The following is a 21,722-nucleotide window of genomic DNA, read 5'->3' as shown; positions in this document are numbered from 1 at the left end:
CGCTCGCGCTCCTCGACTCACGACGAAGAGGAAGCTTTGGCCAAACGCTACCGTTCCCGCGGCGAATGGCGCTTCGTCATGCGTCCGGCCCCGGAAAGCCGCCTACTGGCAGAGGCGGTGCCCGGCATTGCGCTCGCGCAGGTCGAGATGCAGGTGGTTGCCGTGCGCGGCGTCGCTGCCCGGCCCCAGCACCGTGCGGAAGAAGGTGCAGGCGCCCGTGCGCGCCGAGGCCAGAAAGGCCGCCTCCGGCGTGCCGTCCGGCGCCGCCGTCACCTTGAGGCTCGCGCGCTTGGTGAAACCGTAGGCCATCACGTCGATGGCGTTGGCGAAGCTGTGCTCGCTGAGTTTGGCGTCGGTGTCGTGGTTCTGCCCGCGGCAGACATAGGTGCCGCCGAGCGCAAGGCTCTTCAGGCTCTCGCCGAACTCCTTTTGCGCCGCGACCTGAACCTCCGTCGTCCAGCGCGCCAGCGCCTCCGCGGCCCGGCAGTTGAGGGTGGCCGCCGGCTCCAGCGTGACGCCGTCGGCAAGCGCGGTGACGGTGAGAGGATGCGGCGCGCTGCATTGGCCGTTGCCGAGCGGCGACGCCGCCTCGAAGCGCGCGCCGAGCCGCTCCAGCCGGCGCAGGCAGGCGGTGTCGTCGGGCGCCGAGACCTTGAGGGCGAGCGCCGACTCGCCCGACAGCTCCGGCGGCCGAGCCGGCGGCAGCGGCGCCTCCGGCAGGGCGGCGGGCGCGTCCCTGGTGTCGTTCGGGTTCTTCGTCTCCTTGGGCGGCTCGTCCGGCTTGGCCACGGCGCCCTTGTCCGGGCCGGTGGCAAGCTCCGGCGGGCGCTCCGGCGGCAGCGGCGTCACCTGCGGGGCGGGCGGCACGAGGTCGTCCGGGCGCGCCGGCGGCTGAGGCGGCGGCAGCGGCACCGTCGCGGGCAGCGGCTTGGCCGGATCGGACCATGCCGGGTCCGGCGGAAGGGCGAACCCGGCAGCGAGGAGGCACGCGAGAAGGGAAGCGAGGGTGGAAGGCTTCATGCCGTGTGTGTCCCGCTCGCCCGGCCGCGCACCGTCGCCCCCTCATCCGCCGCGCGGCCGTTCACGGCAAGGACGCGGCGGCCACGCCCGGCGAAAACGTGAAAGAACCGGGCGCGGGCAGCTGTCGCTTTGCGCCGCTCGGCCCACAAACCTATGCTCGACGCTTCACTGTCCGACGCGCCCCGAAGGTTTTGCCCATGACCGCCGACACCGCACGCGACCTCCCCGAGGGTACGGAGCCCGGCCGTGGCGGCGTGCAAGCCAACCCGTTCGACGCACCGGATTGGGCGACGCCGTTCGGTCTGCCGGATTTCGAAGCGATCCGGCCCGAGCATTACGTGCCGGCCTTCGCACACGCCCTGAAGGCGCACGAGGCCGAAATCGCGGCGATTGCCGGGAACGAGGCGGCGCCGACCTTCGCCAACACGGTCGCGGCGATGGAGCGCGCGGGCGCCGCGCTCGACCGCGTGGCCAACGTGTTCTTCAACCTGACCGGCAGCAACACCAGCCCCGAGCTTCAGGCGATCGAGCGGGCGGTCGCGCCGCAGCTCGCGCGGCATTCGAGCGCCATCACCCTGAACCCGCAGCTCTGGGCCCGGCTCTCGGCCATCGATGCCGATGCGGAAGAGTTGGGCGCGGAGGAGCGCCGCGTGCTCGACCGCTACCGCAGCCGGTTCCGCCGGGCCGGCGCCGGCCTTGCCCCGGAAGCCAAGGCCCGCATCGCCGAGATCGCGGTCCGGCTGGCCGAACTCGGGACGCAATTCTCCCAAAACGTGCTCGCCGACGAGCGCGACTTCATCCTGCCGCTGAACGGCGAGGCGGATCTCGCCGGCCTGCCGCCCTTCCTGCGCGATGCCGCCGCGGAGGCTGCCAAGGAGCGCGGCGGCGGGCAGAGCCACGTCATCACCCTCTCGCGCTCGCTGATCGAGCCCTTCCTCGTCTTCTCCACCCGCCGCGACCTGCGGGCGCTGGCCTACGCGGCCTGGACCCGTCGCGGCGAGAATGGCGGCGAGACCGACAACCGCGCCATCATCGCCGAGATCGTGCGCCTGCGCGCCGAGCGGGCCCGGCTGCTCGGCTTCGACAGCTTCGCCCATCTCAAGCTCGACGACACCATGGCGGGCTCCCCCGACGCGGCGATGGAGCTGCTGCGCAATGTCTGGAAGCCGGCGCTCCAGCGCGCAGCAACGGAACGCGAAGGGCTCCAGGCCCTGGTTCGGGCGGAGGGGCACGACTTCGCCCTCGAAGCGCATGACTGGCGGCACTATTCCGAAAAGCTGCGGCGGGCCGAGCACGACCTCGACGAGTCCGAGATCAAGCCGTACCTGCCGCTGGAAGGCATGATCCGAGCGGCCTTCGACACCGCGTCGAGACTGTTCGGGCTCGCCTTCGAGGAGTTGCGCGACGTGCCGCGCTATCACCCGGATGTGCGCACCTGGCTCGTGCGCGACGCCGACGGCTCCGAGGTCGGCCTGTTCCTCGGCGACTACTTCGCCCGCCCCTCGAAGCGCTCGGGCGCCTGGATGAGCGCCTTCCGTTCGCAGGAACGGCTGAACGGCGACATCCGGCCGATCATCGTCAACGTGATGAACTTCGCCCGCGCCCCGCGAGGCGAACCGACGCTGCTCTCCTTCGACGACGCCCGCACGCTGTTCCACGAATTCGGCCACGCCCTGCACGGGCTTCTCTCCGATGTGACCTATCCGCTGCTGTCAGGCACTGCGGTCTCGCGCGACTTCGTGGAACTGCCCTCGCAGCTCTACGAGCACTGGCTGCAGCAGCCGGAGGTGCTGCGCGCCCATGCCCGCCATGTGACCACCGGTGAGCCGATGCCCGATGCGCTGCTCGAACGCCTGCTCGCGGCGGCCAACTTCAACCAGGGCTTCGCGACGATCGAATATGCGGCCTCGGCCATCGTCGACATGACGCTGCATCTCTCCGCGGCCGGAGAGGACGGGCTCGACGTCGTCGCGTTCGAGGCGGACGCCCTGCGCCGCATTGCCATGCCGGCGGAGATCGCGGCGCGGCACCGGGCGCCGCACTTCGCGCATATCTTCTCCGGCGACGGCTATGCGGCCGGCTATTACAGCTATCTCTGGTCGGAGGTGCTCGATGCCGACGCCTTCGACGCCTTCCGCGAGACGGGCGACATCTTCCATCCGGAGACGGCGCAGCGGCTGCGCCGCATGATCTACGGCGCGGGCAACCTGCGCGATGCGCGCGAGGCCTATACGGCGTTCCGGGGGCGGCTGCCGAGCATCGAACCGCTGCTGAAGAAGCGCGGGCTGGCGGCGTAGCGCAGAGGGCAAAGGGCCCTCCCCCGACGGACCTCGAGCCTGCCCAAGATCCGCAACGATCCGCCCAAGTCAGGCAAGCCCGACTTGGGAAGGAGGGAGGGCTGAGAGTGGCGGCTAGAACAGCCCGTCGATCTGACCGTTGGCGTCGAGGCGGATGGTGTCCGCCGCCGGCACCTTGGGCAGGCCCGGCATGGTCATGATCTCACCGCAGATCACCACGACGAAGCCGGCGCCCGCCGAGAGGCGGACGTCGCGCACCGAGACGAGGTGGCCCGAAGGCGCGCCCATCAGGGTCGGGTCGGTCGAGAACGAGTACTGCGTCTTGGCCATGCAGACCGGCAATTTGCCGTAGCCGTCCTTCTCGAAGCCGGCGAGCTTGGTGGCGGCCTTCGACTCGATCTGGATGTCGGCCGCACCGTAGAGCTTGGTCGCGATCGCCTTGATCTTGTCGGTGATCTTCGTCTCGGTCTCGTAGGCGAAGGTCAGCGGCTTCTGCTCGCCCTCGGCGAGCTTCACCACGGCCTGCGCCAGCGCCTCGGCGCCCGCGCCGCCCTCCGCCCAGTGCTTGCAGGTGATCGCCTCGACCTGGAGCCGGTCGCGGCAGAGCTCCTTCAACCGGGCATGCTCGGCGTCTGTGTCCTGGAAGAAGTGGTTCACGCCCACCACCACCGGCAGGCCGAAGCTGCGGACGTTGTTCACGTGGCGCTCGAGGTTGGCGAAGCCCTTCTCCAGCGCGTCGAGGTTCTCAGCCTGGAGATCCTTCTTGTTGACGCCGCCATGCATCTTGAGGGCGCGGATCGTGGCGACGATCACCACCGCCGAGGGCTTAAGGCCGGTCTGGCGGCACTTGATGTCGATGAACTTCTCCGCGCCAAGATCGGCGCCGAAGCCGGCCTCGGTGACGGTGTAGTCGGCGAGCCGCAGGCCGGTGCGGGTGGCGATCACCGAGTTGCAGCCGTGGGCGATGTTGGCGAACGGGCCGCCATGGATCAGGGCCGGGTTGCCCTCCAGCGTCTGCACGAGGTTCGGCTGAAGCGCGTCCTTGAGCAGAACGGTCATAGCGCCGGTCGCTTTCACGTCGGCCAGCGTCACCGGCTTGCGGTCGCGGGTCTCGGCGATGACGATGCGGCCGAGCCGCTCCTCGAGGTCGGCCAGATTCTTGGCGAGGCAGAACACCGCCATCACCTCGGAGGCGACGGTGATGTCGAAGCCGTCCTCACGCGGAAAGCCGTTGGCGACACCGCCGAGCGACTGGTTGATCGCGCGCAGCGCCCGGTCGTTCATGTCGACCACGCGGCGCCAGTGGATGCGGCGCACGTCGATGTTGAGCTCGTTGGCCCAGTAGATGTGGTTGTCGATCAGCGCGGCGGCGAGCGAGTGCGCCGAGGTGATGGCGTGGAAGTCGCCGGTGAAGTGCAGGTTGATCTGCTCCATCGGCACGACCTGCGCCTTGCCGCCGCCTGCCGCGCCGCCCTTCATGCCGAAGCAGGGGCCGAGCGAGGGCTCGCGCAGGCACATCACCGCCCGCTTGCCGATGCGGTTGAGTGCGTCGCCGAGACCCACCGTGGTGGTGGTCTTGCCCTCGCCCGCGGGCGTCGGCGAGATCGCGGTGACGAGCACCAGCTTGCCCTCGGGCTTACCCTCGAGCGAGGCGATGAAGTCGTGGTCGATCTTGGCGATGTGCTTGCCGTAGTTGTGAAGCGCCTCATCCGGGATGCCGAGCTTTTCGGCGACCTGGGCGATCGGCTTCAGGGTCGCCGCGCGGGCGATCTCGATATCTGAGGGCATTTCTCTCACCGTCGTTTCTTGTTCACGCGGGCTCGCGGCGTGCCGAGCCGTCGCCCGGTCCGTCCCTATGCTTCCGTGGTAGCGAACGGAACGGCCACGATAAACCGATCGTGGCAGTGTGAGCGAAACGACGACGAAAAGCGTCTCGGATTTTTTTTAACCCGACCGTTAAGTTTTCTCATGGGACAGGAGGTTTGGGACAGGTGATCCGCCGACCGGCGCGCGAGGCCGAATGGTTTCAACCGGTCATCGCGGTGGCGGTGTAACCGGCTTGGGTCAGCGCTTGAGCCACGTCGAGGCTCTGCGCGACGGTCGTCGCGGAGACCCGGCCCAGGCCGACATCGACCGAAACGTCCGCCTGCGGGTCGAGGCGACGGATCGTGCGGCGCACCGCTTCGGCGCATCCCTCGCAGGTCATTCCGTCCACGCGCATCGTCAGTTCGATCGGGCTCTGGTCCATCGCCATCGTTTCCTCGCTGCCCGCCGGGTGCCGACGCGCCTCCGCAGATGTGGCTTCTGGATCGCGCGCGGCAAGCACACGGCGCGTTCGGGCCGAATGAACGGGAGAAACCTATGATGCCGCCTTGCGGTGGGGAGCGCCGTCGGCGACATTAGGGTTACGACGATCCGGATGCGTCCTTGCACGCGATCCGGCGCGTTTCACCCACACGTTCTGCGGGCGCTCGCTTCGCAGCGTGAATGAGAAGCCCGGCCGCGGCCGCCAGACAGAAACGCGTCGATCGACGGTGAAAACGCCGAAAGCCCGAACGATCCGCCCGCGCGGCACCCCCTGGATCCTCGGCCTCATCGGCGTCCTGGTCCTCGTTCCGCTGGCGCTCATTCTCCCGCTCGCCGCCGTCGCCGCCGTGTCCGGCCTCGCGATCGTCGGCGGAGCGCTGCTGTGGCGGCGGCTTTCCGCCTTCGCCGTCGCACAGGAGGTCGTCTCGAAGGAGATCGGCGTCCTATCTCAGCGCCTCGTGAAGCTGGAAGCCGTCACGGCCGCCCTGATCCAGTCGCGGATGCAGGATTCGACGGCGGCGGCGGACGGGTCGGCGCGGCCGCCGGACGAGGCGGTCAAGGCGCTCGACGCACGGTTCGATGCCGGGATCGAGGAGGTGACCGCCGAGATCGGCATCCTCAGCGGCATCGTTCGGGAACTCGCCGCGGTGGTGGCATCGCAGGACGGCGACATCGCCCGCCTGAGAGTCCAGGCGCAGGCGCCTCAGCCGAAGCCGGTTCCGCAGGCGGCGCCGGAGCCGATCCGGCCGCGCCCGGCGCCGGCCGCGCCCCCTCCCCCCGAGACGGAACCGATGGCCCCGCCGATGCGGCTCGTGCCCCGCACGACCCTGACGGCGGCCCGTCCCTCCGATCATTTCGCCACCGAGGCCGACGCGGCATTGCTGATCGAGGCCTTCGACGGCGAGGGACTGGAAGTCTTCCTGCAGCCGGTGGTCACCCTGCCGCAGCGCAAGGTCGTCGCCTACGAAGCGCTGGCGCGGCTCAAGGTCGGCGACGCGGTCTACGCGCCGGAGACGTTCCTGCCCGTCCTGGAGCGGCACGGCCGCACCACGGCGCTCGACCGGCGCATGCTCCAGCGCGTCGCAACGATCGCGCGTCACCTCCAAGGCCGTGGTAGCCCAGCCTCGGTCAGCTACAGCTTGACGCCGCATTCGCTGTTCGAGCCGGGCTTCCTGCGCTCCCTCGGCCGCCTCGTCAGCGAGGGGCCGGAACTCGCGGGCCGCGTGGTGATCGCCCTGCCGCAATCGAGTTGGCGCAGCCTCGATGCGGAGCAGGCCGCCCTTTTGGCGGGCCTGCGCGGCCGGATCGGCTTCGTGATGGATCGACCGATCGACCTGCGGTTCGACCCGACCGCTCTGGCCGAGCGCGGCATCACGCAAGTCAAGGTCGCGGCCGCGCTGCTGCTGCGACCGCTCGACCGGGAGGCGCGGCCGGATATCGCCCTGGAGGATCTGGTGACCTCCCTGGCGCGGGCCGGAATCCGACTCGTCGCGACCGGCGTTGAGGCCGAGACGGAGGTGCCCGACCTGATCGATCTCGACGTGCCGCTGGCGCAAGGCGGGGTGTTCGCCGCGCCCCGTGCCGTGCGGTCGGAAGTGCTCTCCGCCTCGCCCGAGGCGGCGCCGCCGCCACCGCCCTCCCCCGATCCACCGCCGAGCCCGCCGCCGCAGCGTCGCCCATTCCGGGATTTCCTGCGCAGAGCCGGGTGAAACCGGCCGAGGACGCGTCGTCGGTGGAAGGGGTTCAGCCCCGCGCGGCGTCGCGCTCCATCCGCTTGCGCAGCCGGGAGGCTCCGTAGATTTTCGCCAGACGCTGGCGCGCCGCATGGACCGGAGGCGCCGCGCGCTCGGCGCGGGCGGCCGCGATCACGAGAAGCGTCGTCGCGATGGAATGGTGCATCTGCCCCTGCGCGCGGGCGCGGTCGAGGGCATCGCCGGATGCGCGATCGGGCAGCAGATCGGAGTTCGCCATGGTCCAGCCCCTGCGGAATCTCGAGCTCGGATCCCGCACCCTTTTTCAGGGATGACCTTGACGGCTTTTCGCAACGGCGATGTTCGGAACAAGGCAGCTTGGCCGTAACGGCCGGCCGATCTCAGCCCCGTCCGAGGCCGCGCCGATCCAGCGTCCGCCTGTCCCCTGGGTCAGGCGAACAGGGCGTCGATGGCATCCTGCGCTGTCGCGGGACCGCCCATTTGCGGCCCGTTGAGCAAGAGCGACTCGTTGCGCTTGCGCCGGTCGGCTTCGGTCTCGTCGATGCCGGCCGCGTCGCGGGCTTTCACGGCAGCGGTGAAGCGGGCGAGCCGTCCTTCGAGCTGGCTCATCGCCTCCGCCACCTTGGCGATGCGCTGGCCGGTGATGTCCTGGAAGGTGCAGGCCTCGAAGATGTCGTAGATCTTGGCCTCGACCGCGTCCCGGTAGCCGGGCCCATCGCGCAGGGCGAGCACGGCTTCCGCGGTGCTCATGATTGAATTGGTCGCGCCGGCCGTCGCCGCCACCACCTCGCTCAGCTCCTCGTGGACCATCGGCAGACGGTCACGCGTCAGCTCGTTGGCCCGCAGGATCGCGATCGCGTCCCGCAGACTGGCGATGTAGTCCGCGATGTCGAGAAGCTCCTTCACCATCGCCGACGGGTGGGAGTTCTGCGACCGGCCGTCGCGTGCCGTTGCCATCATTTTCATGGGCGATCTCTCGCGACGTTCTCGTGTTCGATCCGTTGACGGCCACCCGCAGGGACGGCCGCTCCTCCTGCTCCGACCCCGACGGCATGACGGCCGGGATCGGCTCTCGTGACCGTTTCAGTCCGCTCGTTTTCACTCGGCGCGCCTCTGTTCAGCGCGACGGTCCACCGGCGGATCGTGAGATCAGGCTCCGCAGACCGCCTCGATCTTCGACTTGAGGGTGGCGGCGTTGAAGGGCTTGACGATGTAGTTGTTCACGCCGGCCTTCTTGGCGGCGATGACGTTCTCGGTCTTCGACTCGGCGGTGACCATGATGAACGGCGTCGTGCGCAGGCCCTCGTCGGCACGGACATGGCGCAGAAGCTCGTAGCCGGTCATCGGCTCCATGTTCCAATCCGAGATGACGAGGCCGTACTTGCGGCCCTTCAGGCGCGCCAGTGCGGCGGTGCCGTCGGAGGCATCATCCACGTCCTCGAAGCCAAGCTGCTTGAGGAGGTTGCGGATGATACGCACCATGGTCTGGTAGTCGTCGACCACCAGGATAGGCATGCTGAGGTCGAGGGCCATATGACGATTGCTCCGTTTGTCCCTGATCGATACTGGCGGCGCGGCTCTCTCGAGCGATCTACGTCGCATCGACGCGTGCGAGCGGAGCTGCCTTCCGTTCCCAGACAATAGGTGGCGCGGATTGCGAAGCAGTTAATCCCGCGCCCTTCTCCCTCGCTTGACCCGAGAGACTGATTTCGCCAAGTCTCCCGCCGCTCTCCCGCCGCGCGGGGACGAGGCGGACGAGCCCGGCCGCGCCGACGCTTCCCGTCGATGCTCCCTGCCGACAATCCCTTAAGACTCGCAGACATTCGATCGCAGGAGCCGATGCCCTCAGGCGATGAGAACGCCGTGCCGCCCGCCGGGACCGGCCTCCGCCCCTCTTCGAGACCCTTCACGGTCTGCCGCGAGGACGACCCGGTGCCTCCGGCGCTGGCGGGTGCCGTCGCCGCGCTCGGGAACTTCGATGGCGTCCATCGCGGCCACCGCACGCTGATTGAGGCGGTGCGCACCGAGGCCGGGTCACACCCTGCCGCCGTGCTGACCTTCGAGCCGCATCCCCGCGCCTTCTTCGCACCCGACCAGCCGATGTTCCGTCTCACCGGCCCCAGCGCCAAGGAGATCGTGTTCGCGCGCCTCGGTCTCGACGGTCTGATCGTGCGCCGGTTCGATGAACGGCTTGCCGGCACCAGCGCCCGGGATTTCGTGGAGGGCTGGCTGCGTGACGGGCTCGGCCTGTCCGGCGTGGTGATCGGCCACGATTTCCATTTCGGCCGCGGGCGCGAGGGCTCGCCGGGGACGCTCGCCGAGCTGTGCGCCGAGGCCGGTCTGTCCTGCCGGATCGTCCCCGCGGTCTCGGCCGATCCCGGCGATGCGCCGATCTCGTCGAGCGCGATCCGCGCTGCCCTCGCATCGGGCGACGTGGCGCGGGCCAACGACCTCCTCGGCTATCGCTGGTTCGTGCTGGCCCAGGTGCGCCACGGCGACAAGCGCGGACGCACCTTGGGCTACCCCACGGCCAACCTCGCCCTCGAATCCTGCGGGCTCGCCCACGGCATCTACGCGGTGCGAGTGCGCTTGGCCGACGGCAGCCTGCACGACGGCGTGGCGAGCTACGGCCGCCGCCCGACCTTCGACGACGGCGCGCCGCTCCTCGAAGTGCACCTGTTCGACTTCAAGGGCGATCTCTACGGGCAGGAAGTCGCCGTCGAGCTGCTGGCCTATCTGCGCGGCGAGGAGAAGTTTTCGAGCGCCGAGGCGCTGATCGCGCAGATGGATGTCGACTCGGCTCGGGCCAAGGCGGCCATTCGTACGGATCGCGTACCGTCGATGCTGGGCTGAGGGGAGCCTTCGGCTCGGCCGTCAGACGAATTGCCCGCGGTGTTCGAAGCTAGGCACAATTGGCCGCACCGGTTTCTGAACGGATGCGCCCGACAGCTCGCTTTTGGCGTTACGCGCTCTCCGCCCCATCGCTGCGGAGCGGAGCCGAGGCAGGACTCCAGCGCCGCAGCGACCGAGTTCAGGCCTGCCGTCAGAGCATGCTCGGAAGGATCCGGTCCGGCGGACGGTGGCCGTCCATGAAGGTCTTGATGTTGATGATGACCTTCTCGCCCATGTCGGTGCGGCTCTCATGCGTCGCCGAACCCATATGCGGCAGCAGCACGACCTTGCCGGTGCGAGCGAGCCGCACGAGGCGCGGGCTCACCGCCGGCTCCTGCTCGAACACGTCGAGGCCGGCGGCCGAGATCTCGCCCCCCTCGATCAGGCGCGCCAGCGCGTTCTCGTCGATCACCTCGCCGCGGGCGGTGTTGACGACGATCGCCTCGGGCTTGAGCAGCTTCAGGCGGCGGGCCGAGAGCAGGTGATAGGTCGCGGGCGTGTGCGGGCAGTTGACCGACACGATATCGACCCGGGCCAGCATCTGGTCGAGGGATTCCCAGTAGGTCGCATCGAGCGATTCTTCGATATGCGAGGGCACGCGGCGGCGGTTGTGGTAGTGGATCGACAGACCGAAAGCCTTCGCGCGGCGGGCGAGTGCCTGGCCGATGCGGCCCATGCCGACGATGCCGAGGCGCTTGCCCGTGATGCGGCGGCCGAGCATCCAGGTCGGCGACCATCCCGTGGTCCAGTCGTCGTCGGGGATGATGCGCGCACCTTCGGCGAGCCGGCGGGCGACCGCCAGGATCAGCGCCATGGTCATGTCGGCGGTGTCCTCGGTCAGGACGCCGGGCGTGTTGGTGACCGTGATGCCGCGCTCCAGCGCCCCGGCGACGTCGATGTGATCGACACCGTTGCCGAAATTGGCGATGAGCCGCAGGTTCGGCCCCGCCTGCGCGAGCAATCCGGCCCCGATCTCGTCGGTCACGGTGGGCACGAGCACGTCGGCTTCGCGAATCGCGGCCGACAGCGCTTCCTGCGAGAGCGGCGCATCATCGTGGTTGAGGCGGGTATCGAACAATTCGCGCATGCGCGTCTCGACGGCGTCCGGCAGACGCCGCGTGACGACCACCAGCGGCTTGCGCTTCAACGACGACATGTTCCCTCCCCGACGAGGCGGCCCGCATTCCTGTGCCTGCGCCGGACGCCACCCCGCTATGCCGCGAGGGGTCGGCTTACGCTCCCTTAACCATGACGCGGCCAGATGGAGCGGAAGGCGGACCGGTTCCCCGGTCCGCTGCAGGACGTTCGGCCTCTCTATCAGAGAGGTCGGCGAACACAATGCGGCCCTGACCCGGATGGATCAGTGCCGGAGGGCCGGCCGATCCTGCGCCGACCCATGGACGTTTCCGGCCTGTGCCCCCGCACGCGCCGAAACGCCACCGCCGGAACGACTTTGGAGACACGGATCGGAGACGAGGCACGATGCGCCCGCCTGAGCTTCCCCCGATGAACCCCGCGCGCCTCGCGCTGCTCGCGGCCCTGTTCGCCCTGTTGATACCCCTGACCGCCGAGGCCGCGCCGGCTCCCGCGCCGGAGGTCGGCAAGGGGCCCGTGACCAAGCTGCCCCTGCCGCGCTACGCCAGCCTGAAGACCAACCGCGTCAACCTGCGCGAGGGGCCCTCGAAGGATCACAGAACCCTGTGGGTCTTCCAGCGCGAGGGCCTGCCGGTCGAGATCGTCGCCGAGTTCGAGACCTGGCGCCGCATCCGCGATTCCGAAGGGACGGAGGGCTGGGTCTTGCACTCGCTGCTCTCGGGCCGCCGGACCGCCGTGGTGATTCCCCCGTCGGGCGAACGGGCCGATTCCGCCAAGGCGACGGTTCCGCTGACCGCCCGCGCCGACGAGCAGTCGGCCGAGCAGGCGCGGCTGCAGCCCGGCGTCATCGGCAGCGTGAAGGGATGCACCGGCTCGTGGTGCCGCCTCGTAGTGCCGCTTCCGGACAAGCGCGGCGACGTCGACGGCTACATCCGCCAGAGCCGATTATGGGGCGTCTACCCCGACGAGCGGGTGGAGTAAGCCAAGACGCGGCGCCGCGATCGACAGCCGCCGCACCACGAATCGACATGAAAAAGGCCCGGACATCCGGGCCTTTTTTCGTCTCGAAATCGGGCGGCGCCGGATCAGGCGCGTCCGGACACCTTGCGGCGGCGCAGGCGCACGATCACTTCGACGCCGGCAATCTCCATGCCCTCGGGCGCGTCGGGCAGCGAATCGACCGAGACGCCGCATTCCGGCATATCGAGAACCTCGCCTTCTTCCTCGAAGAAGAAGTGGTGATGCTCGGTCGGGTTCGTGTCGAAATAGGCTTTCGAGCCATCGAGCGCGAGCTGGCGCAGCAGGCCTGCCTCGGTGAACTGATGCAGCGTGTTGTAGACGGTCGCCAGCGAGACCGGCACCTTGGCGCGCATCGCCTCGTCGTAGAGCATTTCCGCCGTCAGGTGGCGGTCGCCGCGGCCGAACAGTAGCCAGCCCAGCGAGAGGCGCTGACGGGTCGGGCGCAGGCCGGCCCGGCGCAAGCGATCGCGCAGGTCGGAGAGGGGACAGCCCCGACGGCCGCTAGCGTCGCCCGGCGAGGCGGACCGTGCGTTCAGCACGGCCTGGAGAGGCATCAAGTCGGACATCGTCGGGAACGATTCCCAGTTATTTAGAATGAGTATAGCGTAGAAATTATACGGATCATGGAGCCCTGCGGCAACCCATGCCGATGTCGACACCGGGTTGATACGTGGATGGTGCATGGCTCTGGTCGATTCGCCGAGCGTCGACCGAGCATAGGTACTGCGCAGGCGCCGCTTTGTGGGCGCGCGGAGGCTGTGCTAACGAGGCGCCCATTCCATCACGCCTCGTCCGTTCGCTCGCATCGGACCCGTCCGTCACCGAGGACCCGTACGTCATCCATGGCCTCTCTCGACCAGCAATCCGACGGTGCTTCTCCGCAGCGCGCTTCGAGCTTCTCCTACGAGGATCTCCTGGCCTGCGGGCGCGGTGAGCTGTTCGGAGCGGGCAACGCCCAGCTTCCGCTTCCGCCGATGCTGATGTTCGACCGGATCACCTCGATCGGGACCGAGGGCGGCGCCCACGGCAAGGGTCACGTGCTGGCCGAGTTCGACATCCGGCCAGACCTCTGGTTCTTCCCCTGCCACTTCAAGGACGATCCGGTGATGCCCGGCTGTCTCGGGCTCGACGCCCTGTGGCAGCTCGTCGGCTTCCATCTCGGCTGGCTCGGCGCACTGGGCCGCGGCCGGGCGCTCGGCGTCGGCGAGGTGAAGTTCACCGATCAGGTGCTGCCGACCGTCAAGCAGGTCGTCTACGGCATCGACATAAAGCGCGTGCGTCAGGGCAAGCTCGTGCTCGGGATCGCCGACGGCTGGCTCGAGGCCGATGGCCGGCGCATCTACGAGGCGAACGACCTGCGCGTGGCGCTCTTCCGCGCCTGAGACCGGCTCAACGCGCTCGGTTCTGAGGGTTTTTCGCGCCGAACCGACCGTCGGTTCGGTGCCGAGTGCGCGAAGCGCGGTTGAGATTGGCCGCGCATCATCCTAACTGACCCCCCGAGGAAACGCCGCACCAGCCGCGGCGTCAGCAGCACGAGCCATCATGCGGCGTGTCGTCATCAGCGGGATGGGCATCGTCTCGTCCATCGGCAACAATACCGGGGAGGTCCTGGACTCCCTGCGCGAGGCCCGTTCCGGGATCGCCCGCTCCGAGGCGCAGGCCGCGCACGGCTTTCGCAGCCAGGTGGCGGGTGCCCCGACGATCGACCCCGAGGGCGTCGTCGATCGCCGCGCCATGCGCTTCCACGGCGGCGGCACCGCCTGGAACCACATCGCCATGGATCAGGCGATCCGCGATGCCGGCCTCGAAGAGCGGGAGATCTCCAACGACCGCACCGGCATCATCATGGGCTCCGGCGGTCCCTCGACCCGGACCATTGTCGAATCCGCCGCCATCGCCCGCGAGAAGGGGCCGAAGCGCGTCGGCCCGTTCGCGGTGCCCAAAGCGATGTCCTCGACCGCGTCGGCCACGTTGGCGACCTGGTTCAAGATCCGCGGCGTGAACTATTCGATCTCCTCGGCCTGCGCGACCTCGAATCACTGCATCGGCAACGCTGCCGAGATCATTCGCGGCGGCCGGCAGGACATCATCTTCGCGGGCGGTTGCGAGGAGCTGGATTGGACGCTCTCCGTCCTGTTCGACGCCATGGGCGCGATGTCCTCGCGCTACAACGAAACCCCTTCCCGTGCCTCGCGCGCCTATGACGTGAATCGCGACGGCTTCGTCATCGCGGGCGGCGCCGGTGTGCTGGTGTTGGAGGAATACGAGCACGCCAAGGCCCGCGGCGCGCGGATCTACGGCGAGGTCGCAGGCTACGGCGCCACCTCCGACGGGCACGACATGGTCGCCCCCTCGGGCGAGGGTGCGGTGCGGTGCATGCGGCAGGCCATGGAAGACCTGAAGGGCGTCAAGATCGACTACATCAACCCGCACGCCACCTCGACGCCGGTCGGCGACGACAAGGAGATCGAGGCGATCCGCACGGTGTTCGGCGCCGGCGACGCCTGCCCGCCGATCTCAGCGACCAAGTCGCTGACGGGGCATTCGCTCGGCGCGACCGGGGTGCAGGAGGCGATCTACGCGCTGCTGATGATGAACAACGGTTTCATCTGCGAAAGCGCGCATATCGAGGAACTCGATCCCGCCTTCGCCGACATGCCGATCCTGCGTCAGCGCCGGGACGGGGCGCAGCTCGGCCACGTGATGTCGAACTCCTTCGGCTTCGGCGGCACCAACGCGACGCTCGTGCTCAAGCACCCCGACGCATAAGGCACGGAACCGCTGCGCGGCGCCTTGCCGTGCAGCGTAGATTTTCTCGCACTTGCGAGAAGACGGACCAAGCATAAGCTTGGCTATAGGCTGATGGATTGGGGGAACCGACCAGTTGTCTTCGCGTTCCTGCTTCGATAGGCAGGTAACACCATGATCGTCATCCTCGCTCTGTTCACCGTTTCCAGCTTGGCCATTGCGGCCGGCGTGGCGGTGCGCGCCAAGCAGACCTTGATCGACGACGCGCAGACCGGGACCCGCGGCTACTTCTAAGCGGCCGGCTGCCCGCCCCCATCTGAGCCCCCGTCCAGCCCCGTCGTGTCCGCGTCGGGGCTTTCTCATGCCGGCTTCCTCAGGCCATTTCCCGACGCCCAGGGTGCAAGACGGCCGCGCGCGTGGACAGGCCCTCGCCCGGCGGGCTAAGCCGGGATGGGGGCGCCGCGGCGCCGGGCCGATACGCGTACGGATTTGAGAATGACGGGTTTGATGGCGGGCAAGCGCGGCCTCATCATGGGGGTCGCCAACGATCATTCGATCGCGTGGGGCATCGCCAAGACCCTGCACCGGCACGGCGCCGAACTCGCCTTCACCTATCAGGGCGAGGCGCTTGGGCGCCGCGTCACCCCGCTCGCGGCCTCGGTCGGCTCCGATATCGTGCTGCCCTGCGACGTCGAGGATCTCTCGACCGTCGATGCCGCCTTTGCGACCCTCGATGAGCGCTTCCCCGACGGGATCGACTTCATCGTCCACGCCATCGGCTTTTCCGACAAGGCGCAGCTCAAGGGCCGCTACGTCGATGTCACGACGCGCGCGAACTTTTCGCGGACCATGACGATCTCCTGCTTCTCCTTCACCGAGATCGCCCAGCGCGCCGCCGCCCGGATGCCGCGGGGCGGCGCGCTGCTGACGCTGACCTATGCCGGCTCGACCCGGGTGATGCCGAACTACAACGTGATGGGCGTGGCCAAGGCCGCGCTCGAAGCGTCCGTCCGTTATCTCGCCAGCGACCTCGGCCCCGACGGTATCCGCGTCAACGCCCTCTCGGCTGGCCCGATGCGCACGCTGGCCGGCGCCGGCATCGCCGATGCGCGGCTGATGTACAATCACCAGAAGGCGCACGCCCCGCTCCGGCGCACGGTGACGCTGGACGATGTCGGCAACTCCGCGCTCTACCTGCTTTCCGATCTTTCGGGCGGCGTGACCGGCGAGATCCACTTCGTCGATTCGGGCTACAACATCATCTCGATGCCCCGCCCGGCGGTGCTTCAGGCCCAGGACGAGGCGGGCGTCGTCGGCGATCTGTGATCCCACCGGCAGCGTGTCGTCGCGTCGCTTGTGCGCGTCGGCGTCACGCCGCAGGGTGCGGCCCGCGATGACCCCCTCCCCCAGCCGGCCCGTGCCGCGATCCCTCCCCCTGACGCTTCTCCTGGCCGCGCTGCTGCTGGCGGCTGGCTCGGGCGCGGCGTGGGCGCAGAGCGTCACCCTCGATCTCGGTGCGGGCGGCACCACGGAACGGGCGCTGCAGCTCGTCGCGCTGATCACGGTCCTGGCGCTCGCGCCCTCCGTGCTGGTGATGGCGACCTCGTTCACCCGGATCGTCGTGGTGCTGTCGATCCTGCGCTCGGCGCTCGGCACGCAGACCGCGCCGCCCAACACGGTGATGGTGAGTCTGGCCCTGTTCCTGACCGCCTTCGTGATGGCGCCGACGGCGCGGGAGGCCTACCGGACCGGCGTCGAGCCGCTGATGGCGGGCCAGATCAGTCAGTCCCAGGCGTTCGAGCGGGCCTCGGCGCCGTTCAAGACCTTCATGTTGCGCAACGTGCGCGAGAAGGACCTCAAGCTGTTCCTCGACATGGCGCGCCAGCCGGCCCCGGCGGGCCCGGAAGCGATCGGCCTGGAGATCGTCACCCCCGCCTTCATGATCTCCGAGCTGCGGCGCGCCTTCGAGATCGGCTTCCTTCTGTTCATCCCCTTCCTCATCATCGACCTCGTGGTCGCCTCGGTGCTGATGGCGATGGGCATGATGATGCTGCCGCCGGCCACGGTCGCGCTGCCGTTCAAGCTGATCTTCTTCGTGCTGGTCGATGGATGGACGCTGGTGGCGGGTTCCCTGATTCAGAGCTACGGAAGCTGAGGCCCGTCACGATACGATTCGAGGTTGTGGCGGCCGCGTAACGAGGACGCCGACGCATGGATCTGACGACCACCACCACGCACTGGGCCCCGCGGATGCTCAGCATCCTGCGTATCGTCTCGGCGCTGATCTTCATGGCGCATGGCACGCAGAAGATCCTCGGCTTTCCCGCCAGCTCGATGAACCCGCCGCTGCTATCGCTGCCGGGCATCGCCGGCCTGCTCGAACTCGTCGGCGGCGCGCTGCTCGTGGTCGGGCTGTTCAGCCGGCCGGTGGCCTTCATCCTCTCCGGCCAGATGGCCTTCGCCTACTTCATCGCCCACGCCCCCAAAGAGCTTCTTCCCGGCCCTGAACGGCGGCGACGCGGCGATCCTCTTCTGCTTCGTCTTCCTCTACATCGCCTTCGCCGGCCCCGGCCCGTGGAGCATCGATGCGCAGCGCGGCCGCGGTCGCGTCTGACCCTTAGCCCGGCGGCGGGGACGGCGCCTCGGCGCGGTTGCCCGTCGCGGCGCTGCCGGGTTCCGGCACGGCGCTGTCGGGGTAGCGCTTGCGGTACTCCGAGAGGAAGGCGGCAAGCGTCTCCGCCTTGGTCGCCCGCAGCGCCGCATCGCGGAAAGCAGCGGAGCGGGGCGCATCCGGCCGCGTCAGCATGGCGAAGGTGCGGGCATCCGCGCTCTCGGCCATCGGCCCCGCGAACTTTGCCTTCAGCCGTTCGAGCCCGAGGGATTCGCCCGCGAGTCCGTAGGCGATGCCGGCGCGGATCACGTCGGCCCGCGCCGTGTCGTCGAGGGGCTTTCCGGAGCGCCATGCCGGCCCGAGGATCATCTCGTGCGCCTCGCCCGCCTCGCGCCAGCGCCGGGCTGCCCACAGGATGTCCGCTCGCAGCCGCTCGGCGTCGGCGCCGGTCTCGCCCTCGACGGTCTCCAGAGCGAGATCGGTGCGGGAGAGATCCGACAGGGCGCGGGCGCGCAGCATCGCGCGGGCGCGGCGCACGTCCTCGGGCAGTTCGGGAAGGTGCGTCGCGTCGAGCGTCTGGAGTGCCTGTAGCGGCTTGCCCTCCATCAGTCGGATCGTGGCGAGCCGCGCCGAGACCGAGGAGCGGGCCGTGCCCTCAAGCCGGTGATCGATCTGGTACTGCAGCAACTCGTCCGCGGACTCGAGCAGATCGAGGGCGACGAGGCGGTCGGCGAGGCGCCGCACGATTTCGTCGGCGCGCCGGCCGGCGGGCGCGAAATCCTTGAAGTCGAAATACAGCGCCAGCGCCTCGACACCGCCGAGCCGCTCGCCGCGCGCGCCCAGGAACAGATCCTCGAACACAGCCAGGGCGCGCTTGTGCAGGGCGCGGGCGATCGGCGCCTCGGGGCTGAGCGCGTTGGCGCGGCGGGCGGTGGTGAAGATCTTGCGCCAGCGCCCGGCCTCCTCGTAGAGGCCGCCGAGCGCGCCGAGCGTCCCGATTTCGGTGGGGCCGCCGTGCCAGGTCAGGGCCAGAACCTCCAACTGATCGATCGCTTCGGGCAGGGGCGTCTTGCCGAGGGTATGGCCGAGGACGGCAGCCCGCAGGGTCGCCTCCGCCGCCAGCGGCCAAGGCGCTTGATTCCGCAGCGTCTCGTAGGCCGCCAGCGCCGCCGCGCCGCGGCCGGTCGCCTCGTCCATCTTCGCCCGCAGCAGGGTCAGACGGTCGCGGGTGTAATCGGTGGCGGCACGGGTGGCGGCGATCGATTCGCGCGTGACCGCCTCCCAATCGCCGGTCTCGACTGCGGCCTCGGCGGCGGCGGCGTGGAACAGCGATGCGAGGGGTTCGGGGTAGCGCTCCAAGACCGATTCGCCGGCACGCAGCGCAACGGCCGCCTCGTTCCACCGACCGACCAGGGCATCGGCATAGCCGCGCCAGAGCCGGGCTTCCGGATTGGTGGCGAGCCGCTCGTCGGAGAGGAGTTTGCGCGCCTCTTCGGCCCGCCCAATCCGGGCGAGCAGGATGCCGCGCATCAGCGCCGTCTGCCGGTCCCCGTCGATGACCACATCCTCGGCGGCGGCGGCAGTCAGCGCGCCGAGCGCCTCCACGTCGAGATCGTTGGCCATCATTGCCCGGGCCAGACCGAGACGGGCGCCGCCGCGGTCGCGGCGATGGGCCTCGACGGCGGCAGCGAGGCCCTCCCGCAGCGTCGCGCGCACATCGCCGCGCTGCGCCTTCTCCCAGGCGTCGCGATCGACCGCGAGTTCCGTGACCGCCCCGACGGGCGGATCGGCGGGGCGGGAGATGCCCGACACGGAGAGCCCGCCGTCGCGGCCTTCCCGTGCGCCCTGTCTCGCGCCCTCACGGCCGATCGTCACGCCGTCGAGGTCCGGCCGCACGATGAGGTCGTCGGCATTGGCAAGAACGGCGAGGCCGAGCCGGCTCGGAATCAGCTCGAACTCGACGAAGCGCTGCGCCTTGACCACGCCGGCAGGGCGGCTGCCGTCGGTGGTGACGACGGCGATGCGCTCGCCGTCGAGATCGAGCCAGCCGGCCGGGCCGGCCTGAGGCAGCCGCACGCTGACGCCGAGCCGGCCCTGGGCCGTCGGGGCGCGCTGCGCGGTCAGGCTCTCGCTCGGGGCGAGACCCTCGCCGGTCGCCAGCTCCCATCCGGCGGGCTCGGTGACGGGCAGAAGATCGACGAGCCGTCCCGCGGGCGCGGTGAAGCGAAGGATGGTGAAGCCGCCGCCCCGTTGCGGCGGCGCGAGGGCGACGAGGCCGGTGGCACCGGGCGGCGGGACGACGACCGGCTCGGTCGTGGCGAAGACGAGGGTGACGATGCCGCCGCGCTCGAACAACGCCGCCGGCACGCGCTTGGCGAAGGGGAAGACGAGGCCCGAGCCGGCCTTGCGCGACAGCACGGCCGGCGCGGCGGCCCGCGGCGATGCGTCAGCGCTCGATGCAGCGGGACGCGCGGACTCTTTTGGCGCCTCCTTCGCCGCCGCGGCCGAAGCTCCGGCAGACGGAGCGGGTGACGTCGCGGTCTCGGGCGTCTTCGGCTTGGTGACGAAATCGATCGCCACGACATCTTCGTCGCGCAAGGTGGAGAGCGTCACGCCCTCGGCCGGGCTTGCGACGATCCGTGCCTCGCCGGTCTCCGTCTCGACCGTGACACGGCCGAGATTCGGGTCGAGCCGGCCGCGGAGGGCGTGGTCGTCGATGCGCCACGCCCCCGGCAGCGTCAGCCGCGTGCCGGTGCCGTCCGGGGCGAAGGCGGCCTCGGAGCCCGCCGGCAGGCGCAGGGAGAGCCGGGTGCGCGCATCGGTGCGGGCGAGTTCGAGGGTGAGCGGACGCGGCACCGGGGCCGGGTTGCGCGCTTTCAGGCTGGCCTCGGCGGCGGCAGCCCGGCGGGCGAGGTCGGCGACGACCTCGGTGGGAAGCGGCGGCAGGAAGCCGTTCCAGCTTTCCGGCAGGAGATCGATGAAGACCTGTTCGCCGGCATCCTGCACGTTGACGCGGTAGGGCCGCTGCAGGGCGAGGCGCAGGGCCGAGCCGTCGGGGTCGCGCCGCACCACGGTGACGTAGTCCGGCATCCCCGCCGCGATCCGCTCGGGGCCGGAGCCCACCGCCTCGCCGAAATTGAGCACGAGGATCGCGCCCGACAGCCGCGCCTTGACGGAGACCGGCTCATCAAACGTCAGGACGATGCGGCCGAAGCCCTCCGGCGGCTGCGCGCCCTTGGCCGAGACGAGTCGGGCCGCCTCCGCCGCCGAGGTCGCGGCGCAGAGGCCGACGGCGAAGCCGGCGCGCAGGAGAGCCCTGCCCGGACGCCGCTTTGCCTGACCGGCCCGTCCCCCCATCGCCCGAAACGCCCGCCCTCACCGGCGGCCGGCCTTCGGAGGCCGGGCGCCGAACGCCACTCGTGCCGGCACTCTCGCCCAGCGCAGTGAACGGGCGCTTAAGGACGAACCTTCGTTACGAGGCCTTGCGCAGGACGAGGCCGGGGATCGCCTTGCCCTTCTCGCCGAACATCTCCTGCGCCTTGCGGCAGCTCTCATCGACGTTCTTCCGGTAGGCTTCGGTGTAGCCCATGCTGCGCATGAGCAACTCGCCCTTCGAGATCGCGTCGAGATCGACGCCCATGGCGGAGACCACCGCCTTGAACCGCTCGTAATCGGGCTGCGCCTCCTTGCAGGATTCGCCGACGAAGCGGACGAGCCCAGCGAGCTTGGCGGCATTCGCCTCCTGGCGGTCCTGCGCGGTCTGCGGCGCCTTCGGGGCAGCGTCCGGAGCGGGGCTGGCGGCCTCAGGGCTGGTCTTGACGGTGTCGGGCGCGGCCGGCGACTCGGCCCCAGCGGCGAGCGGCCATGCGAACAGAATCGCGGCGGCGATCGCGAGATGCTTCATCGTGTTTCTCCCTGGGCGTCGTGCTTGATTATTATTTTGAACTTATTTTTCGTCGAACCAGCATAGCAAAGGCGCGGGCTTTGTTCTGCCCGCTTCGCGAAGCTTTGTCGAAGCGC

The 21,722-nt window shown here is 69.6% G+C and carries 18 protein-coding genes and 1 pseudogene; 9 read left to right on the top strand and 10 right to left on the bottom strand.

Annotated elements, in window-relative coordinates:
* Window positions 1–102: 102 nt before the first annotated feature.
* Window positions 103–1,020: an extensin-like domain-containing protein gene (locus M2437_RS05785; protein WP_253386782.1), complete on the bottom strand. Its 918-nt coding sequence runs from the start codon at window positions 1,018–1,020 to the stop codon at window positions 103–105.
* Between the two features lie 197 nt (window positions 1,021–1,217).
* Here M2437_RS05785 and M2437_RS05780 point away from each other — a divergent pair, with 197 nt between their 5' ends.
* A complete protein-coding gene (locus M2437_RS05780; RefSeq protein ID WP_253386781.1) occupies window positions 1,218–3,317 on the top strand; it encodes a M3 family metallopeptidase in 2,100 nt (699 codons plus the stop codon).
* Window positions 3,318–3,431: 114 nt separating this feature from the next.
* Here M2437_RS05780 and M2437_RS05775 read toward each other — a convergent pair whose 3' ends face one another.
* Together M2437_RS05775 and M2437_RS05770 are read right to left on the bottom strand one after the other, a co-directional pair.
* The gene (locus tag M2437_RS05775) at window positions 3,432–5,105 is read right to left on the bottom strand and encodes a formate--tetrahydrofolate ligase (protein WP_012252208.1); all 1,674 of its coding nucleotides are present in this window, start codon (window positions 5,103–5,105) and stop codon (window positions 3,432–3,434) included.
* Window positions 5,106–5,343: 238 nt separating this feature from the next.
* On the bottom strand, window positions 5,344–5,565 hold the full coding sequence (locus M2437_RS05770) for a heavy-metal-associated domain-containing protein (protein ID WP_003606334.1): 222 nt from the start codon (window positions 5,563–5,565) through the stop codon (window positions 5,344–5,346).
* A gap of 286 nt (window positions 5,566–5,851) precedes the next feature.
* Between M2437_RS05770 and M2437_RS05765 the strand changes: the two genes are divergently transcribed.
* On the top strand, window positions 5,852–7,333 hold the full coding sequence (locus M2437_RS05765; protein ID WP_253386780.1) for an EAL domain-containing protein: 1,482 nt from the start codon (window positions 5,852–5,854) through the stop codon (window positions 7,331–7,333).
* Window positions 7,334–7,367: 34 nt separating this feature from the next.
* On the opposite strand, the gene M2437_RS05760 is transcribed toward M2437_RS05765, so the two are convergent.
* The 3 genes from M2437_RS05760 to M2437_RS05750 all read right to left on the bottom strand — a co-directional run bounded on the left by M2437_RS05760 (window position 7,368) and on the right by M2437_RS05750 (window position 8,869).
* Window positions 7,368–7,595, bottom strand: coding sequence for a hypothetical protein (locus tag M2437_RS05760; RefSeq protein ID WP_003604013.1), 228 nt, complete (start codon window positions 7,593–7,595; stop codon window positions 7,368–7,370).
* Between the two features lie 170 nt (window positions 7,596–7,765).
* The gene (locus M2437_RS05755; RefSeq protein ID WP_003604012.1) at window positions 7,766–8,302 is read right to left on the bottom strand and encodes a protein phosphatase CheZ; all 537 of its coding nucleotides are present in this window, start codon (window positions 8,300–8,302) and stop codon (window positions 7,766–7,768) included.
* Window positions 8,303–8,485: 183 nt separating this feature from the next.
* Window positions 8,486–8,869: a response regulator gene (locus tag M2437_RS05750; protein WP_003604011.1), complete on the bottom strand. Its 384-nt coding sequence runs from the start codon at window positions 8,867–8,869 to the stop codon at window positions 8,486–8,488.
* A gap of 306 nt (window positions 8,870–9,175) precedes the next feature.
* Between M2437_RS05750 and M2437_RS05745 the strand changes: the two genes are divergently transcribed.
* Complete coding sequence (locus M2437_RS05745; RefSeq protein WP_042508661.1) at window positions 9,176–10,189, top strand: bifunctional riboflavin kinase/FAD synthetase; 1,014 nt, start codon at window positions 9,176–9,178, stop codon at window positions 10,187–10,189.
* A gap of 190 nt (window positions 10,190–10,379) precedes the next feature.
* Here the strand turns inward: M2437_RS05745 and M2437_RS05740 are convergent, their stop codons facing one another.
* Window positions 10,380–11,384 (bottom strand): 2-hydroxyacid dehydrogenase, encoded by a 1,005-nt coding sequence (locus M2437_RS05740; protein ID WP_003604009.1) that lies wholly within the window; start codon window positions 11,382–11,384, stop codon window positions 10,380–10,382.
* 326 nt (window positions 11,385–11,710) lie between these two features.
* Between M2437_RS05740 and M2437_RS05735 the strand changes: the two genes are divergently transcribed.
* Window positions 11,711–12,304: an SH3 domain-containing protein gene (locus M2437_RS05735; protein ID WP_003604008.1), complete on the top strand. Its 594-nt coding sequence runs from the start codon at window positions 11,711–11,713 to the stop codon at window positions 12,302–12,304.
* A 104-nt stretch (window positions 12,305–12,408) separates the two neighbouring features.
* On the opposite strand, the gene irr is transcribed toward M2437_RS05735, so the two are convergent.
* Complete coding sequence (gene irr, locus M2437_RS05730; RefSeq protein ID WP_253386779.1) at window positions 12,409–12,909, bottom strand: Fur family transcriptional regulator Irr; 501 nt, start codon at window positions 12,907–12,909, stop codon at window positions 12,409–12,411.
* 276 nt (window positions 12,910–13,185) lie between these two features.
* Between irr and fabA the strand changes: the two genes are divergently transcribed.
* The 5 genes and pseudogenes from fabA (at window position 13,186) to M2437_RS05705 (ending at window position 17,705) form a co-directional block, all read left to right on the top strand.
* Window positions 13,186–13,725 (top strand): bifunctional 3-hydroxydecanoyl-ACP dehydratase/trans-2-decenoyl-ACP isomerase, encoded by a 540-nt coding sequence (gene fabA, locus M2437_RS05725; RefSeq protein WP_003604006.1) that lies wholly within the window; start codon window positions 13,186–13,188, stop codon window positions 13,723–13,725.
* A gap of 160 nt (window positions 13,726–13,885) precedes the next feature.
* Entirely contained in the window at window positions 13,886–15,112 is a 1,227-nt protein-coding gene (gene fabB, locus M2437_RS05720; protein WP_056457087.1) for a beta-ketoacyl-ACP synthase I, read from the top strand.
* Window positions 15,113–15,586: 474 nt separating this feature from the next.
* Window positions 15,587–16,417, top strand: coding sequence for an enoyl-ACP reductase FabI (gene fabI, locus M2437_RS05715; protein WP_253386778.1), 831 nt, complete (start codon window positions 15,587–15,589; stop codon window positions 16,415–16,417).
* 67 nt (window positions 16,418–16,484) lie between these two features.
* Window positions 16,485–17,246 (top strand): flagellar type III secretion system pore protein FliP, encoded by a 762-nt coding sequence (gene fliP / locus M2437_RS05710; RefSeq protein WP_003604002.1) that lies wholly within the window; start codon window positions 16,485–16,487, stop codon window positions 17,244–17,246.
* Between the two features lie 56 nt (window positions 17,247–17,302).
* Window positions 17,303–17,705 (top strand): annotated as a pseudogene (locus tag M2437_RS05705) (DoxX family protein).
* Window positions 17,706–17,708: 3 nt separating this feature from the next.
* Here the strand turns inward: M2437_RS05705 and M2437_RS05700 are convergent.
* Entirely contained in the window at window positions 17,709–21,059 is a 3,351-nt protein-coding gene (locus M2437_RS05700) for a tetratricopeptide repeat protein (RefSeq protein ID WP_253386777.1), read from the bottom strand.
* A gap of 115 nt (window positions 21,060–21,174) precedes the next feature.
* Window positions 21,175–21,606 (bottom strand): hypothetical protein, encoded by a 432-nt coding sequence (locus tag M2437_RS05695; protein WP_253386776.1) that lies wholly within the window; start codon window positions 21,604–21,606, stop codon window positions 21,175–21,177.
* Between the last annotated feature and the right edge of the window lie 116 nt (window positions 21,607–21,722).

Source organism: Methylorubrum pseudosasae (genome assembly GCF_029504475.1).
Taxonomy (GTDB): Bacteria; Pseudomonadota; Alphaproteobacteria; order Rhizobiales; family Beijerinckiaceae; genus Methylobacterium; species Methylobacterium extorquens.
Note: the sequence above shows the minus strand (reverse complement) of the source record. Positions and strands in the feature narration are given on the sequence as shown.

Bases quoted from the DNA above. Each gene is read 5' to 3' on its own strand.
- M2437_RS05785 (WP_253386782.1), bottom strand. From the start codon at position 1,020: ATGAAGCCTTCCACCCTCGCTTCCCTTCTCGCGTGCCTCCTCGCTGCC.
- M2437_RS05780 (WP_253386781.1), top strand. From the start codon at position 1,218: ATGACCGCCGACACCGCACGCGACCTCCCCGAGGGTACGGAGCCCGGC.
- M2437_RS05775 (WP_012252208.1), bottom strand. From the start codon at position 5,105: ATGCCCTCAGATATCGAGATCGCCCGCGCGGCGACCCTGAAGCCGATC.
- M2437_RS05770 (WP_003606334.1), bottom strand. From the start codon at position 5,565: ATGGACCAGAGCCCGATCGAACTGACGATGCGCGTGGACGGAATGACC.
- M2437_RS05760 (WP_003604013.1), bottom strand. From the start codon at position 7,595: ATGGCGAACTCCGATCTGCTGCCCGATCGCGCATCCGGCGATGCCCTC.
- M2437_RS05755 (WP_003604012.1), bottom strand. From the start codon at position 8,302: ATGAAAATGATGGCAACGGCACGCGACGGCCGGTCGCAGAACTCCCAC.
- M2437_RS05750 (WP_003604011.1), bottom strand. From the start codon at position 8,869: ATGGCCCTCGACCTCAGCATGCCTATCCTGGTGGTCGACGACTACCAG.
- M2437_RS05745 (WP_042508661.1), top strand. From the start codon at position 9,176: ATGCCCTCAGGCGATGAGAACGCCGTGCCGCCCGCCGGGACCGGCCTC.
- M2437_RS05740 (WP_003604009.1), bottom strand. From the start codon at position 11,384: ATGTCGTCGTTGAAGCGCAAGCCGCTGGTGGTCGTCACGCGGCGTCTG.
- M2437_RS05735 (WP_003604008.1), top strand. From the start codon at position 11,711: ATGCGCCCGCCTGAGCTTCCCCCGATGAACCCCGCGCGCCTCGCGCTG.
- irr (WP_253386779.1), bottom strand. From the start codon at position 12,909: ATGTCCGACTTGATGCCTCTCCAGGCCGTGCTGAACGCACGGTCCGCC.
- fabA (WP_003604006.1), top strand. From the start codon at position 13,186: ATGGCCTCTCTCGACCAGCAATCCGACGGTGCTTCTCCGCAGCGCGCT.
- fabB (WP_056457087.1), top strand. From the start codon at position 13,886: ATGCGGCGTGTCGTCATCAGCGGGATGGGCATCGTCTCGTCCATCGGC.
- fabI (WP_253386778.1), top strand. From the start codon at position 15,587: ATGACGGGTTTGATGGCGGGCAAGCGCGGCCTCATCATGGGGGTCGCC.
- fliP (WP_003604002.1), top strand. From the start codon at position 16,485: ATGACCCCCTCCCCCAGCCGGCCCGTGCCGCGATCCCTCCCCCTGACG.
- M2437_RS05700 (WP_253386777.1), bottom strand. From the start codon at position 21,059: ATGGGGGGACGGGCCGGTCAGGCAAAGCGGCGTCCGGGCAGGGCTCTC.
- M2437_RS05695 (WP_253386776.1), bottom strand. From the start codon at position 21,606: ATGAAGCATCTCGCGATCGCCGCCGCGATTCTGTTCGCATGGCCGCTC.